Origin of the sequence: Shimia sp., assembly GCF_039969785.1 — a bacterium.
Lineage (GTDB): Bacteria > Pseudomonadota > Alphaproteobacteria > Rhodobacterales > Rhodobacteraceae > Shimia.
In genome coordinates this window covers 47612-63096 of the sequence record NZ_JBDVNC010000013.1, presented here as the reverse complement: position 1 = coordinate 63096, position 15485 = coordinate 47612, and the positions used below count along the sequence as shown (strand labels likewise).

The following is a 15485-nucleotide window of genomic DNA, read 5'->3' as shown; positions in this document are numbered from 1 at the left end:
TCGCTTGAGGTGACAACATGACCGAACTCCTGACTGCTGCCCAAATGCGCGCCATAGAACTGGCCGCAATCAAGTCAGGTGACGTGACTGGTTTAGAGTTAATGGAGCGCGCCGGTCGCGGGGTCGTTGAAGCGGTCTTTGAAGAGTGGCCCGAGCTTGCCAAAAACATTCATCGAGCAGTCATCCTGTGTGGACCCGGCAACAATGGTGGCGACGGGTTTGTCGTAGCGCGGTTGTTGAAGGAATGGGATTGGGAGGTGCAGCTGTTTCTCTTTGGAGAGGCGGAACAACTACCGCCGGATGCAAAGGTGAATTACGATCGGTGGGAAAAGCTAGGACAGGTTACTACGCTAACGGAAAAGGCATTCCGAAAGCGACATCCTGAGCATGGGCATAAATATGCTGATCTGTATGTCGATGCATTGTTTGGCACAGGTTTGACGCGTCCAGTTGATGGAGAGGCATGGAATGTACTCACGCACATGTGCGGGCGAAATGGTGATAACTACGTCCCTTATACAGTCGCAATTGATGCACCATCAGGTTTGTGCTTGGACAGCGGCCGTGTCTTAGGAAGTGGCGCAACCGAGGCTGGATATAGCAACCGGGGTGCGTCTGCGGCGGCATCATTGACGGTGGCATTTGACAGCCCGAAAATTGGCCACTTTATCGGCGAGGGTCCGGCTGTTTGCAATAAATTGGTGGTTAAGGACATAGGCTTGAGAGATTGGCGCTGTACCTCCCATGAAAAAGGCCGTGACACCGCACCAATGCGTAGGGGCGGGATAGGTCGGAACATACGTGTGCCACGTGTCAATTTGATAACGAAAGAGCCGTTGGTCCCGGATACCAGGCAATTCATGAACATGTACCGCTGGGACATGCTGTCAAAATCACAGGGCGCTGCTCACAAATTTTCTCATGGTCATGCGTTGATCCTGACTGGTAGTACGGGCAAGACAGGTGCGGCGCGACTGGCCGCTCGGGGCGCTTTGCGCATTGGTGCTGGGCTGGTCACACTTGGATGTCCACCTAACGCGCAGATGGAAGTGGCCAATCAGATTACTGCACTGATGTTGGCTCGTATCGACGGTCAGCAAGCTCTGACCGGAGTGCTTGAAGACGATAGGTTGAATGCGTTATGTCTTGGGCCGGGAATGGAGCTAAAGCTGGCACAAGCTCTGGTGCCGATAGCTTTGGATTCCGGGCGGTCGACGATTTTGGATGCGGGTGCATTGTCGGCCTATCAGGACGACCCCAAAGCGCTATTCGATATGTTGCATGAGAAATGTGTTCTAACACCTCACATGGGCGAGTTCTCCAGATTGTTCCCCGACCTTGCCGACAAACTCAATTCGCCAAAGAAGCCTCCGGTACTGAATACGCTTCAATACGATCCAACAAATCTTCAACAGTACATGGCCGACATACAACAGTGGAAGGACGCGCTCGCGTCGCAATCCGGCCCAGCCTATTCAAAGGTTGACGCAGCACGTGATGCTGCCAAGCGAGCGGGTTGTGTTGTGCTGCTTAAGGGTGCCGACACGATCATTGCTGAGCCCTCGGGCCAATGCAGCATACATGCAGCGCATTACGAGCGGGCAGCTCCCTGGCTGGCGACTGCCGGGTCCGGTGACGTTTTGGCCGGGTTTATCACAGGCCTGTTGGCGCGCGGTTTTGCGCCGACGCAAGCCGCAGAAACAGCTGCATGGTTGCATGTGGAATGCGCGCTGGAATTTGGCCCCGGCCTGATCGCTGAAGACCTGCCCGATCAATTGCCCGCTGTTTTTCGAAGATTGAACCTGTAGGGGCAAATTTTCTCCTCGCATCCTGATTTTAGCTTTGCTAAGACGCGCAAACGAGTGCGGGTGTGGCGGAATTGGTAGACGCACCAGATTTAGGTTCTGGCGCCGCGAGGCGTGGGGGTTCGAGTCCCTTCACCCGCACCAAATTCTCATCAGAGCCTTTATTCGCCTTTTGGGTGAAAGGTCATAGAACCTGTGAAACACTTTTCTTTTTTCTGACATCAAAATGGTGACAGTCCGATGATGTGCACTTAATTGCACCGATACCGCACAAGATTTGAAATCAGTCGTTATGCACATTCGCACGCGTTTTCACATTTTCATAAGTAACCTTGCAGGCAACAGGCCTCGCGCGGCATTGCATTTTCGTTCGGACAAGCCCGGTGGACGTGCCTGAGAGCCTTTAAAAAGCATTTTCTAATCCTGATTGCTGGTCAGACATACAGCTTGGAATAATTCAACTGATCCCACGGCACGAAAGCATCATGTATCTTTTTCCAAAGTGTCCCGAACAGGAATTCATCCAAACCAGCCCTCTCCCTGATCACTTTTAACGGCGTGCGCCCATCTATCAGCGCTACCAAGGGTGCTGTTTCTCGCGCAATCGGGATCGTCACAGTCTCGGTTGGGAAATCGACAATGACCTTTCCCCGCTTGGCGACAAGCCCGGACAATCGCATCCCATCAAGACTGCGCAAGTGCGGAACCGACCAAAGGTCCGTGCCGTCAACGGGTTTCAGTGCCCGCTTCTCCGGGACGGCATAAACAACATGCGTTTTTATCGTACCGCGCAATTTTTCTGCGACATCAATCGCCTCAATGTCGGACAACCCTTCCGGGCGCGACACAGCCTCTGGCAAGACACGTTCCAGATCGTATTGAGCCTGAGGAAGGAAACCAGTCGATCTCAGCCCTGCCCGTTTGAGCGCGTCGGTCAATTCACCAACTGTGTATGGCTGGTCCTGTGAATGCAGTAACAGATCATAAAACTCTGCATCGCTGCTTTTGTGATCGACAACCGTCTTGTTACGTTTGAACGGATGGTTGTCAGGAAGTGCGCGCAGAGACGTCCGGCCAAGCTGTAGCCGATCCCTGGCCGTCATCCCTCGGGACAACGCGCCAAATGCGGATTGCAGCGGATAGACGCCCGAACGACCGTATGGCGCATACACCATCAATCCCATGCCTCCTTGGGGCGAAACGGCCTTTGACAACGCCGAAAACCCCGCGTCGGGATCTGGTAAGTGATGCAACACGCCACAGCAATCGATGTAGTCAAATTCACCATACTCAGGCGCATCCAATAGGCTACCTGTATGAAACGTAACGTTTTTCAGGTTACGCTCTGCAATACGTGCCTCCGCTATTTCGCGGGCTGCGGCGGACAAATCGACATACGTGATCTCGTAAGGGCGCTTGGCGGACGTCAGTATCTGAGCCATCTGCACAAGCGCGTCCCCCGTCCCGCCACCCGCGACAAGAATTCGGATGGGTTCACGCCAGTTTCGTTTTCCCCCAAAAACATAGTGATCAATCTCGATTGGCAACGAAGGCGAGCCCTGAACCAACCGTTTACGTTCGTCTTTTGGGTCCCGAGTCGGATAGGGATATGTGTCGTACTGTTCTGTAATGCTCATCTGGGCCCTCAAATGCGGAAACTAACGATGCAAAACATCGAACGTACCGCTTAGACTATTCAAATTAAAATCAACAATTTCTGCGCTTTATGCAATAGGTCCAAACGCCGCCTCTGCGTCTGCGCGTGCCAGAACAAATGTGTGAATGGAAAATACAACGGCGTCGGTTTGTGGCAGCCTTAAAATGCTCTGGCGCTCTGATCGCAAGTATGGCGCATCCCCGGAGCCTACGGGTTGCCGGCTTTCACTTTGAGACCGAGGTTGAAAAAGGGCTGGATCATCATACCACAGCACATTTTTGCGCCACAACGGGCACTCTGCACGGACACCATCGAACAGCCGTTGCACTCGACGCGCAACATTGGCGTCATAGCTGTCAACCGGTGCATGAATCCCGTCCAAGGGCCGGCCAATCTTTTCGCTGAGTTTCCAGCTGGCGGGAAAGCACAAAACGGCACCGGTCAAAACATGCTGATCTTCTTTGCGTTGCAGTAAACAAACATCTTCCTGGATGAGCTTGGCGATAGTGACCAAGGGGTCGCCTCGGTTCAACGCAACCACCCGCCTGTCCGGGCAGGTCACAACTCCACTTTTGACAACAAAGCCGTCCGAGGCACGTAAACTGGCCACGACCCTTTCAAGCAATTCTTCCGCTGCAGGACGCGCCTGGTCTGACAACGCGCAAACCAGATCGCGATTTTGGCGGAGCAACTGCTCACGCACGGCCATTTGACCGGCATATGCATCATCTACGATCAACCAATCATCCAAATCCATGGGCGTTATCCCGGGAAGAGTGACCTCGCGAAACGGATCGTACGGAATTGTTTTTTGCAGCACCAAATTCATAAAATGAAACTACCTCAACTGGTCCACCCGCACAGCCAAAAAGTACAAAACGGCGTCGTAAACAGACACGACCCGCGGGCTTTAGCCTCGCAAGCTGTCAATATCATCCAACGGGAGGCAGAGATGAGCGAAAATTACCGGGAAAGCCGCAAGATTGACCCATCACGAGGCGCAACACTCGGTGACAATACCCCAAATGACAGCGACCGCATTGAAATCGGACCGACCCATCTCGCCTTTCAGGAATGGCAAAAAGCTGGTCTTGTCCTGCCCGACTTACAAGCTATGCGCAAATTCCGATGGGAACGCTTGACAAAGCACATCGTTGACCGCGATTACGCCGGTCTATTGATGTTTGACCCGCTGAATATCCGCTATGCCACCGACAGTACAAACATGCAGCTGTGGAATACCCATAATCCATTTCGCGCAGTTCTTTTGTGTGCGGATGGATATATGGTTATCTGGGACTACAAGAACGCGCCTTTCTTAAGCAAATTCAACCCATTGGTGCGCGAATCTCGATCCGGCGCAGACCTGTTCTATTTTGACCGGGGTGACAAAGTAGACATCGCCGCCGACAGTTTTGCAAACGAAGTGCGAACGCTTTTGCAGGAGCATTCTCCCGGCAACTGCCGCCTCGCTGTCGACAAAATTATGGTGCATGGCCTGCGCGCATTGGAAGCGCAGGGATTTGAAATACTGGAGGGCGAAGAAGTCACCGAAAAGTCGCGGTCTGTCAAAGGCCCGGATGAAATTCTGGCAATGCGGTGCGCCAATCATGCTTGTCAAACGGCGGTGGGCGAAATGGAGCGATTCATGCGCGACAATGTACCTCTGGGCAAGACATCTGAAGATGACATCTGGGCAGTGCTGCACGCAGAAAATATCCGGCGAGGTGGAGAATGGATTGAAACCCGCTTGCTGACATCCGGTCAGCGCACGAACCCCTGGTTTCAGGAATGCGGCCCGCGCATAGTGCAAAACAATGAAATTGTCGGATTGGATACTGATCTGATTTCATCTTATGGAATTTGCATCGACATTTCCAGAACATGGTGGGTCGGAGATGCGAAACCAACCAATGCCATGGTCTATGCGATGCGACACGCCCACGAACACATCATGACAAATATGGAGATGCTGAAACCGGGCGTGACCATACCCGAACTCACGGCCAACGCGCATAAACTGGACGACAAGTTCTGGCAGCAAAAATATGGATGTCTGATGCATGGCGTCGGATTGTGTGATGAATGGCCGCTTGTGGCCTATTCCGACAAAGCAGTGCCCGGTGCCTTTGATTATGCGCTGGAACCCGGCATGGTGTTGTGTGTCGAGGCGCTGGTTGGCGAAGTTGGCGGAAGTTTTTCGATCAAACTTGAGGATCAGGTATTAATTACAGAAGATGGTTTCGAAAATCTCACCACATACCCGTTTGATCCGGCCCTGATGGGTGAAAACTGATGACGCGGAGGTCGCGTTAAGTCACCTTGGCGTGAGAAGCCTGACATGCCACTTGGCGGAATGCGTTTGAACGCGCAGGTTAGCGTTCAAATGAAACGAGGACTCCGCAATGCCTACAGAACGCCTGCAATTTCCGGGACATAATGGTGAAATGCTTTCCGGACGGCTGGATTTACCAGATGGCCCGCATCTTGCCACCGCTTTATTTGCGCATTGCTTTACCTGTTCCAAAGATATCCCGGCAGCACGTCGCATTTCCGCACGCCTCGCGGCAATGGGCATCGCAGTTCTGAGATTTGACTTTACAGGCCTTGGGCACAGTCAGGGCGAATTCGCGAACACGACGTTCACATCCAATGTGGATGACTTAATTGCTGCGGCCAAACATCTGTCCCAGGAGGGCAAAGCACCCAGCCTGTTGATTGGTCACAGCCTTGGCGGCGCGGCCGTTTTACGGGCCGCTGGCGAGATAGCTTCGGTTAAAGCGGTCGCCACCATCGGAGCGCCTTTTGATCCTGGCCATGTGACCCACAATTTTGGCGATGATCTTGCGACGATTGAAGCGCAGGGCGAGGCTAACGTTACACTGGGCGGGCGTCCGTTTACCATTCGAAAATCGTTTGTTGACGATGTGGCTTCTGCAAAATTAGGCACTGCCATCAAGGGTATGAAACGCGCGCTGTTGGTGATGCATGCACCAACTGACGATGTTGTTGGTATTGAAAACGCCGGTGAAATATTCGCCGCCGCAAAGCACCCAAAAAGCTTTGTAACGCTAGATCATGCCGACCATTTGGTCACCCGCGCCGAAGACGCGGAATATGCTGCCGGCGTGATTGCGACATGGGCTGGCAGCTACCTTGATCTTAAACTACCCGCGCCCCCACCCGGTGCACCAGAAGGTATTGTGCGCGTGTCTGAGGCTGATCCGGCCGGATTTCTGCAAGACGTAAACGCGGGCCCGATGCACCATGCCATTGCCGATGAACCACTTGCCTATGGTGGCACAAATCGGGGCATGTCGCCCTATGGATTTCTTGCGGCTGGTCTGGGTGCCTGCACTTCTATGACAGTGCGCATGTATGCACGACGCAAAGGATGGCCGCTGGAACATATCTGGGTTGATGTCAGCCACGACAAAGTACATGCCAGAGACGCGGAAACCGGAAGCCAGTCAAAGGTCGATACATTCAAACGTACGCTTTTCCTGTGTGGCCCGCTTTCCGAAGAACAACGGGCCAGACTTTTGGAAATTGCCGACAAATGCCCGGTTCATCAGACATTAGAGCGCGCCAGCACTGTTGTCACAGAGCTGGCGGCGGTCTGATCAGCGACGTGGTGATGGGCGTGACGGTCGTGAAGGACTGGGCGAAGGACGGTGCACTGGTGGTGCAGGCGCGATAGGGTGTACCGGACGGTTTGGAGGGCGCTCAATCGGGTGCTCGGGACGCCCCGGTCGATTGTGTGGCGGCCGATAGTAATCGTTCCACATCATAGAATCGTAATACACGCCGGTTTGGGTATATCCACCTGTTGATTCACACCCCGACAGAGCGACCCCTCCGGCTGTGACCAGGGCGACGATACGAAAAATATTCTTAGAAATAGGTGTCATTTCTGCCTCCCTCACTGTGACCGAATGGAATTGTAGATGGCATTGACGTCATCAAGGACGGTCGGTTCGTACCCCGGCTGCAGTGCGGTCATGCTGAAAATCACTCGCCCATTGGGAAGATCGATAAGCGACACAGTGAAATACACTGTGTTCCCGTCACGACGCCCATGCCCACGATAGACACGTGATGGATAGCCCGCGATGTTGCGATTTTCGAAATCGGTTATCTCGGTGTCCTTGGCAATCTGCGGTGCCAGCGACCGGGCATATTCTGCCGCTTCGTCCAGCGTACTCAGGCCATTGGGCGATACAAATCCAACCCAAACTCCGCTGTCGCGTTCGGGCTGCAATCCGATGACACGGTCCACAACACGGGATCCTTCATCACCCGGCGCTGTCAACTCACGATGCCCTCCGACACGCGCACTCCAAAAGTCCGGCACATTGATCCGGAACACGGAATTGGATCCATCATTGTAAGTTACAGGTGTATCTGCAAGCAAACTACTGGCAACCCCGCCACTTAATCCCAGCGCAGCCACACCGGCACATAAAAATTTGGTTAGCTTTTTCACATCAAACATCCTTTCTCGAATATTTTGATCCTATTAGCCTGTGTCGAACTGTCCAGCATTTCCTAAGGCGCCGGACGTCTCACGCCATCTGAATGCGACCCGTCCGTTCCCACAAAACGGATGTTATTTGGTGTCTTAAGCCAGACCTCATAACAATCCCATAGCCCGCTCGGCGGCCATCGACTGCAATATTGATCGTCTCGCAATAGCCAATTGCCCCAGCTGTCAGGCCCGGCATGATACAGTGTCCGCCCAGAGCTATAGAATTTTTGCCAAGCCGAAGCATATTCCACGACGCGACCCGTCAGAAAATCGGCAATCTCGGCTTCTGTTGCCTGTTTCCAGTCCTGTGCGTGCAAAGGAGCAGCCAAAATACCCAAAACAAGGGCAATCCGTCTCATTTGATCTCTCCAACCTTGCCGCGACGTTGCCTTCAGTCTAAACCGCGCGCGAAAGCTCTCTATACACAAGGCTGTGACATGATCCCCCGCTATGCTCGCCCCGAAATGGTTGCCATCTGGTCTCCCGAAACGAAATTCCGCATCTGGTACGAAATCGAGGCCCACGCCTGTGACGCCCAAGCCAATCTGGGCGTGATCCCTCAGGAAAACGCGGATGCCGTCTGGAAAGCCAAAGACGCGCAATTTGACGTGGCGCGCATTGACGAGATTGAAGCCGTCACCAAACACGACGTTATCGCGTTCCTGACGCATCTCGCGGAACATGTCGGTTCTGACGAAGCACGGTTTGTGCATCAGGGCATGACGTCGTCTGACGTGCTTGATACCTGTCTGAACGTCCAACTGGTACGCGCGGCAGACATCCTGCTGAGCGGATTGGACAGAGTATTGGCCGCTCTCAAAACTCGGGCTTTGGAACACAAAAATACCGTCCGCGTCGGCCGCAGTCACGGTATCCACGCGGAACCAACCACAATGGGTCTTACTTTTGCGCGGTTCTACGCAGAGATGGATCGCAACAAAACACGCCTGCAAGCCGCGCGCGACGAGGTTGCCACCGGTGCCATTTCCGGCGCTGTCGGCACATTCGCCAACATTGACCCCGCAGTTGAAGAGCATGTCTGCGAACAGCTGGGCCTGCGCCCGGAACCGATCTCGACCCAGGTCATTCCACGTGACCGCCACGCCATGTTCTTTGCCGTGCTGGGCGTGATCGCATCATCAATCGAAAACGTTGCAATCGAAATCCGCCACATGCAGCGCACCGAAGTGTTGGAAGGCGCAGAGTTTTTCTCGATGGGTCAAAAAGGTTCGTCCGCGATGCCTCACAAGAAAAACCCGGTTCTGACAGAAAACCTGACCGGGTTGGCCCGCCTTGTACGCATGACAGTGATCCCGGCAATGGAAAATGTCGCACTCTGGCATGAGCGCGATATTTCGCACTCTTCAGTCGAGCGTGCCATCGGTCCAGATGCGACAGTCACGCTAGATTTTGCGCTGAACCGTCTGGCGGGCGTGATTGAAAAAATGCTGATCTTCCCAGAAAACATGTTAGACAACATGAATAAGTTCCCAGGGTTGGTGATGTCACAACGCGTGCTTTTGGCGCTGACGCAAGCCGGGGTTTCCCGCGAAGACGCCTATTCCATGGTCCAGCGCAATGCGTTGAAGGTTTGGGAAGAACGCACTGATTTCCGTGAAGAATTACTGTCTGACAAAGACGTTGTTGCGGCGCTTGGCGAAGACGCCATCAACCAAAAATTCGACATGGACTATCACACGAAACACGTCGACACGATCTTCAAGCGCGTATTTGGCGCGTAAACTAAAAACACCATTTTCTGACGAGGCCGCTACAGCATATCTGTGGTGGCCTCGCGCGTTTTGATTAAATGTGATCAGATATTTCTTAAGAACGTCATTGGGAAAAGCATTCTCTTCAACTCGCGCCCATCGCTGCAATAATCCGCTCAAATCTCCCAAAACTGAGAGGACAGCCATCACATCGAAACAATTATTGCGAACTGAAACTCAGAAATGGTTGACGCGTGTGTGATTTCTGAAACTCTGTTTCCAGTGATATAAGATTATTAAACCGCACGCCCCACCAGAATGAAAAGAGACTGTAACAATACTTTTCCCGAAACAATATCCTCGTCTTGCTTGGGGCAGCCACCAGTATCAGGGAGTTTTATTATGAATATCAAAGTTGTTTTATCCTGCGTCGCATTGGCGTCCTTTGCCCCTGCCCCTCTTCTCGCCGCAGGCAGCGACAATAACGATCCACCTCAACCCACGCAAACCACTAAGGAATGCAAAAAGGGTAAGGTCTGGAGCGACAAGAAAAAACGCTGTGTAAATCCTGAAAACTCTGAACTGAACTCAGATACCTTGTACGACGCTGTGCGCGAACTGGCCTATGCCGGACGCTTGCAAGACGCGCAAAGAGTTTTGAAGGCAATGCCGGATCAAAATGAAGACCGGGTTTTAACCTACTGGGGCTTTACGCATCGCAACATGGGCGATCTCGCCAGCGGAATGTCCTTCTATGAAAAAGCGCTGAACGCCAACCCTGACAACCTTTTAGCCCGGTCTTACAAAGGTCAGGCCCACATTGAGGCTGGTGATTTGGTTCTGGCGAGGGCCGAGCTTCTTGAGATCCGCGAACGGGGCGGCGAAGGTACATGGCCGGAAGTCTCCCTGGCCACCGCGATCCGCACGGGTGTTACGTACAATTTCTAAAGGCAGTTCAGGGATTCTTTAGTGTTGGGTGCTTTCTTGGCCCCAACACTAGGAGCCTCTCATGAGCAGCCAGACGCAACTTGCGCGGATTACGCCGAAACATTCACAAATCGAAAAACAGCCAGAGCAGTCAGGCTCTCAATTGTCTAAAAAGCACAAGGCGGCAATCATTGTCCGTTTTCTGCTCAATGAAGGTGCCGAAGTATCGCTGAGCGACCTTCCTGACGCCCAGCAGGTTGAACTGACCTATCTGATGGGCAGAATGGCCTATATCGACCGAAACACGCTGGGCGACGTCCTTTTGGAATTCGCCCACGAGCTGGAATCGATTGGCCTGTCATTTCCTGGTGGTGTTTCAGGGGCCTTGTCAGCTTTGGAGGGGCGAATCAGCCCGATGACGTCGGCGCGACTCCGCAAAGAGGCAGGCGTGCGCCAGATTGGCGATCCGTGGGACAGATTGCGCGCGCTCAGCATCCCCGAACTTCAGGAGCTGGTAGAAGCCGAGAGCATCGAAGTTGCAGCCGTTACTGTATCCAAACTGGACGTGGGCAAAGCTGCCGAACTTCTCAGCTCGCTCCCGGGTGAAATGGCACGCCGGATTACTTATGCCGTGTCTTTGACAGGTGCCATTACACCCGAAGCGGTTGATCGTATTGGGCTGACCCTGGCAAGTCAGATGGATGATGTTCCCCCAAAAGCTTTTGTCGACGCACCGGTTGATCGGGTTGGGGCCATTCTGAACTCGTCCACAGCCGCCACACGGGACGATCTGTTGAGCGCGCTTGAAGAAACCGATGCCGATTTTGCCGAAAAAGTGCGCAAAACCATTTTCACATACGCTCATATCCCTGCACGCGTCGAAGCCCGCGATATTCCGCGCGTCGCGAAAGAAATTGACGACGCAACTCTGGTCACTGCTTTAGGATACGCGACGGAAGGGGAAGCGGGTGCCACAACAGAGTTTTTGTTGGACAGCATATCATCCCGGCTTGCTGATCAACTGCGCGAAAGCATCGAAGAGCGCGGCACCGTCCCTTCTCGCGAAGGAGAGGCCGCACTTTCCGTTGTGACCACGGTCATTCGGGAACTGGAAAGCGCGGGGGACCTGAAACTGATTGCTCAGGACGAAGGGGAAGAATGACCAGAAGACCACGTTGTTGTCAGTTTGAGAGAGAGAATCCTCAGTCGATCTTTGCAGCAGCAAGGATTGGTCCGCCATCCGCTCTTTGAATGAGAATTACCGCAGGAGCGTCTTCTTTGGCGCGTGCATCCATTTTCAGCGGCGAACGACCGTTCCAATTGCCGATGGTCTGCCAGTCGTCCACGATATTGGCGTAGGTCAGCACCTTACCAGCATTTTCACCACGTTTGATTGAAACGCTCTCTTGTGGCGTATACCGCACCAGATGAACAATCATTGGTGTGGTAACTGCTGATCTGGCAGAGATTGCGACCCGGTTCCCGCGACGTTCAATAGTTAGGTCAACGTCTCCGCTCTGCGCCTTGTGAGACCTAATCAGCTTTTCAAGTTTGTCGGGTTTCGTGCCAACAACATGATCCTGGCCATTCACAATCATTTGCGGGGTATAGACCGAACGGTGCCCTGCGGCGCGGGCATAGCTTTGTTGACGTGCCGTATAGGCCGGGTCAGCAAAATTGTCTTTCCAACCAATATAATCCCAATAATCAACATGCAGCGCCAAAGCTATGACATCATCCCGCTTGGAAAGCTTCTCAAGAAAATAAGCGTCTGCGGGCGGACATGATGAACACCCTTGTGATGTATAGAGTTCGACGACAACTGGGCGATCCTGCGCAACCGCAGCTCCGGTTAAGATGAGCCATAGTGTCGCGAGTGTTCCGAAGATGCGGATCATGTGTCTGCCCGTTTTAGTGAAGTGTTTCTCGAATCTTTTGTAGGGGTTCAAGGTATTAAAAGCCAATCAACGTTTTGAGAGACGCCAGTGATCGGCAATACAGTCGAAACTTTTTTGTGTGCAATGGTATACAATTTTGCGCTACCCCCTTGAACGCAAGCCCACTATGCGTCAAAAGCAGCGCCAGCGAGACCTTTATTTTTTGATCAGAGGGAGGCCAGTATGACCATCACAGTCGGACAGGACACCGCCAAAACCCGTAAAACGCTATCGGTAAACGGCAAATCTATTTCCTATTTTTCTATCCCCGCAGCCCAGGAAGCCGGACTGGGTGATTTCTCAAATCTGCCTGCTTCACTGAAAGTGGTGCTGGAAAACATGCTACGCTTTGAAGACGGCGGCTTTTCGGTTTCGACCGATGACATTCGCGCGTTCGCTGAATGGGGTGCCAAAGGTGGCAAAAACCCTCGCGAAATCGCGTACCGCCCTGCCCGCGTGCTGATGCAGGATTTCACCGGCGTTCCAGCTGTTGTTGACCTTGCTGCAATGCGCGACGGTATTGTCGGCCTCAAAGGCAGCGCGTCAAAGATTAACCCACTGGTGCCGGTAGATCTGGTTATTGACCACTCGGTCATGATCGACGAATTCGGCAACCCACGTGCGTTCCAGATGAACGTTGACCGCGAATATGAACGCAACATGGAACGGTACACCTTCCTGAAATGGGGCCAGACCGCGTTTAATAACTTCCGCGTTGTGCCTCCGGGAACGGGTATCTGCCACCAGGTCAACCTCGAGTATCTGGCCCAGACCGTCTGGACTGACACTGATCAGGACGGCAACGAAGTTGCTTACCCCGATACGCTTGTTGGCACCGACAGCCACACCACCATGGTCAACGGCGCCGCCGTTCTGGGCTGGGGCGTTGGCGGCATCGAGGCCGAGGCAGCAATGCTGGGTCAGCCAATTTCAATGCTGATTCCCGAAGTCATCGGATTTGAACTGACCGGCGCAATGATGGAAGGCACCACTGGTACCGACCTCGTGCTGAAAGTTGTGGAATTGCTGCGTGAAAAAGGCGTAGTTGGCAAATTCGTTGAGTTCTACGGCGACGGTCTGGACCGTCTGCCATTGGCCGATCGCGCAACCATCGCCAACATGGCGCCGGAATATGGCGCAACTTGTGGCTTCTTCCCAATTGATGCGGAAACCATCCGTTATCTGGACAACACCGGCCGTGACAAAGACCGCATCGCGCTGGTCGAAGCGTATGCCAAGGAAAACGGGTTCTGGCGGGATGCGGACTATGCGCCGATCTACACCGATACTCTGCACCTTGATATGGGCACAATCGTTCCGGCCATCTCTGGTCCGAAGCGCCCACAGGATTACGTTGCACTGACCGAGGGTCAGAATGCGTTCCGCAAGGAAATGGAAGACACCTTCAAACGTCCGATGGGCAAAGAAGTTGCTGTCGCGGGTGAAGATTACACCATGGAAAGCGGCAAGGTTGTGATTGCTTCGATCACATCCTGTACCAACACATCAAACCCATATGTGATGATCGGCGCGGGTCTTGTGGCACGCAAAGCGGCCGCGTTGGGCATGAACCGTAAGCCTTGGGTGAAAACATCGCTTGCACCGGGGTCTCAGGTTGTTTCTGCCTATCTGGAAGCTGCTGATCTGCAAAAAGACCTCGACGCGGTTGGCTTCAACCTTGTTGGTTATGGCTGCACAACCTGTATCGGTAACTCTGGCCCAATCCAGCAGGAAATCTCGGAAGCCATCGCCGAAGGCGATCTTGTGGCAACGTCTGTTCTGTCAGGCAACCGCAACTTTGAAGGCCGGATCAGCCCGGATGTACGCGCCAACTATCTGGCGTCACCTCCGTTGGTTGTGGCTTATGCGCTGGCAGGAACGTTGGATATTAACCTTGCAGCTGACGTGATTGGTCAGGACAAGGATGGCAACGACGTTTATCTGAAAGACATCTGGCCAACGACGCAGGAAGTTGCGGATCTGGTTCAGGAAACTGTCACACGCGAAGCGTTCCTGTCGAAATATGCCGACGTGTTCAAAGGCGACGAAAAATGGCAAGCCGTGGATGTTCCGCAGCAGGAAACCTATGACTGGCCCGCGACGTCGACTTACATTCAGAACCCACCTTATTTCCAGGGTATGAGCGACAAGCCCGGCACAATCTCAAACGTTGAGGGTGCCAAGGTTCTGCTGATTTTGGGTGACATGATCACAACCGACCACATCAGCCCGGCTGGTTCGTTTGCTCAGTCCACGCCTGCAGGTCAATATCTGACAGATCGTCAAGTCGCCCCACGCGAGTTCAACTCTTACGGATCGCGCCGCGGTAACCACGAAATCATGATGCGCGGCACATTTGCCAACATCCGCATCAAGAACGAAATGCTGGACGGCGTCGAAGGTGGATACACCAAGGGCCCAGACGGCGCACAGACATCCGTGTTTGACGCATCGATGGCATATCAGGAAGCCGGCACACCGCTGGTCGTCTTTGGCGGCGAACAGTATGGCGCGGGCTCTTCACGTGACTGGGCGGCCAAGGGTACAGCGCTTTTGGGTGTCAAAGCCGTGATCGCCGAGAGCTTTGAGCGTATTCACCGTTCAAATCTGGTAGGTATGGGTGTGATCCCGTTCGAGTTCACCGCTGGTGACACACGCAAATCGCTTGGTCTGACGGGCGAAGAAACCGTGTCAATCTCGGGTCTGGACAGCATTGAACCATTGCAGGAAGTTCCTTGCGACATCACTTTCGCTGATGGCACAACCAAAACCATCACGCTGAAGTGTCGTATCGATACGGCGCCAGAGATCGAATACATCGAACATGGCGGCGTTCTGCACTATGTGCTGCGCAACCTTGCCAAGTCATAAAAACCAATAAAATTGGTGAATTGTGAGGCCCCTTTTTGGGGCCTCATT

The 15485-nt window shown here is 53.5% G+C and carries 12 protein-coding genes and 1 tRNA gene; 8 read left to right on the top strand and 5 right to left on the bottom strand.

What is annotated here, in order from left to right:
• The first annotated feature begins 17 nt into the window (after positions 1–17).
• A complete protein-coding gene (locus tag ABJI08_RS05415) occupies positions 18–1808 on the top strand; it encodes an NAD(P)H-hydrate epimerase (RefSeq protein ID WP_348400805.1) in 1791 nt (596 codons plus the stop codon).
• Positions 1809–1864: 56 nt separating this feature from the next.
• Positions 1865–1949 (top strand) — tRNA-Leu (locus ABJI08_RS05410).
• Positions 1950–2239: 290 nt separating this feature from the next.
• Here ABJI08_RS05410 and ABJI08_RS05405 read toward each other — a convergent pair.
• Both ABJI08_RS05405 and ABJI08_RS05400 read right to left on the bottom strand, forming a co-directional pair.
• Positions 2240–3442: a class I SAM-dependent methyltransferase gene (locus ABJI08_RS05405; RefSeq protein WP_348400804.1), complete on the bottom strand. Its 1203-nt coding sequence runs from the start codon at positions 3440–3442 to the stop codon at positions 2240–2242.
• Positions 3443–3529: 87 nt separating this feature from the next.
• On the bottom strand, positions 3530–4219 hold the full coding sequence (locus ABJI08_RS05400; protein WP_348400803.1) for a DUF3445 domain-containing protein: 690 nt from the start codon (positions 4217–4219) through the stop codon (positions 3530–3532).
• A gap of 195 nt (positions 4220–4414) precedes the next feature.
• Here ABJI08_RS05400 and dddP point away from each other — a divergent pair, with 195 nt between their 5' ends.
• Positions 4415–5758 (top strand): dimethylsulfonioproprionate lyase DddP, encoded by a 1344-nt coding sequence (gene dddP / locus ABJI08_RS05395; RefSeq protein ID WP_348400802.1) that lies wholly within the window; start codon positions 4415–4417, stop codon positions 5756–5758.
• A gap of 109 nt (positions 5759–5867) precedes the next feature.
• The gene (locus tag ABJI08_RS05390; protein WP_348400801.1) at positions 5868–7085 is read left to right on the top strand and encodes a bifunctional alpha/beta hydrolase/OsmC family protein; all 1218 of its coding nucleotides are present in this window, start codon (positions 5868–5870) and stop codon (positions 7083–7085) included.
• Positions 7086–7384: 299 nt separating this feature from the next.
• Here ABJI08_RS05390 and ABJI08_RS05385 read toward each other — a convergent pair whose 3' ends face one another.
• Together ABJI08_RS05385 and ABJI08_RS05380 are read right to left on the bottom strand one after the other, a co-directional pair.
• Complete coding sequence (locus tag ABJI08_RS05385) at positions 7385–7948, bottom strand: hypothetical protein (RefSeq protein WP_348400800.1); 564 nt, start codon at positions 7946–7948, stop codon at positions 7385–7387.
• A gap of 62 nt (positions 7949–8010) precedes the next feature.
• Positions 8011–8349 (bottom strand): hypothetical protein, encoded by a 339-nt coding sequence (locus ABJI08_RS05380; protein WP_348400799.1) that lies wholly within the window; start codon positions 8347–8349, stop codon positions 8011–8013.
• A gap of 78 nt (positions 8350–8427) precedes the next feature.
• Between ABJI08_RS05380 and purB the strand changes: the two genes are divergently transcribed.
• The 3 genes from purB to ABJI08_RS05365 all read left to right on the top strand — a co-directional run bounded on the left by purB (position 8428) and on the right by ABJI08_RS05365 (position 11791).
• The gene (gene purB / locus ABJI08_RS05375) at positions 8428–9732 is read left to right on the top strand and encodes an adenylosuccinate lyase (protein ID WP_348400798.1); all 1305 of its coding nucleotides are present in this window, start codon (positions 8428–8430) and stop codon (positions 9730–9732) included.
• A 372-nt stretch (positions 9733–10104) separates the two neighbouring features.
• A complete protein-coding gene (locus tag ABJI08_RS05370; protein WP_348400797.1) occupies positions 10105–10650 on the top strand; it encodes a tetratricopeptide repeat protein in 546 nt (181 codons plus the stop codon).
• 61 nt (positions 10651–10711) lie between these two features.
• Entirely contained in the window at positions 10712–11791 is a 1080-nt protein-coding gene (locus ABJI08_RS05365; protein WP_348400796.1) for a FliG C-terminal domain-containing protein, read from the top strand.
• A 40-nt stretch (positions 11792–11831) separates the two neighbouring features.
• On the opposite strand, the gene ABJI08_RS05360 is transcribed toward ABJI08_RS05365, so the two are convergent.
• Complete coding sequence (locus ABJI08_RS05360) at positions 11832–12593, bottom strand: DUF1223 domain-containing protein (protein WP_348400795.1); 762 nt, start codon at positions 12591–12593, stop codon at positions 11832–11834.
• Between the two features lie 156 nt (positions 12594–12749).
• Here ABJI08_RS05360 and acnA point away from each other — a divergent pair, with 156 nt between their 5' ends.
• Positions 12750–15437: an aconitate hydratase AcnA gene (acnA, locus tag ABJI08_RS05355; protein WP_348400794.1), complete on the top strand. Its 2688-nt coding sequence runs from the start codon at positions 12750–12752 to the stop codon at positions 15435–15437.
• Positions 15438–15485 lie beyond the last annotated feature (48 nt).

Bases quoted from the DNA above. Each gene is read 5' to 3' on its own strand.
- ABJI08_RS05415 (WP_348400805.1), top strand. From the start codon at position 18: ATGACCGAACTCCTGACTGCTGCCCAAATGCGCGCCATAGAACTGGCC.
- ABJI08_RS05405 (WP_348400804.1), bottom strand. From the start codon at position 3,442: ATGAGCATTACAGAACAGTACGACACATATCCCTATCCGACTCGGGAC.
- ABJI08_RS05400 (WP_348400803.1), bottom strand. From the start codon at position 4,219: ATGGATTTGGATGATTGGTTGATCGTAGATGATGCATATGCCGGTCAA.
- dddP (WP_348400802.1), top strand. From the start codon at position 4,415: ATGAGCGAAAATTACCGGGAAAGCCGCAAGATTGACCCATCACGAGGC.
- ABJI08_RS05390 (WP_348400801.1), top strand. From the start codon at position 5,868: ATGCCTACAGAACGCCTGCAATTTCCGGGACATAATGGTGAAATGCTT.
- ABJI08_RS05380 (WP_348400799.1), bottom strand. From the start codon at position 8,349: ATGAGACGGATTGCCCTTGTTTTGGGTATTTTGGCTGCTCCTTTGCAC.
- purB (WP_348400798.1), top strand. From the start codon at position 8,428: ATGATCCCCCGCTATGCTCGCCCCGAAATGGTTGCCATCTGGTCTCCC.
- ABJI08_RS05370 (WP_348400797.1), top strand. From the start codon at position 10,105: ATGAATATCAAAGTTGTTTTATCCTGCGTCGCATTGGCGTCCTTTGCC.
- ABJI08_RS05365 (WP_348400796.1), top strand. From the start codon at position 10,712: ATGAGCAGCCAGACGCAACTTGCGCGGATTACGCCGAAACATTCACAA.
- acnA (WP_348400794.1), top strand. From the start codon at position 12,750: ATGACCATCACAGTCGGACAGGACACCGCCAAAACCCGTAAAACGCTA.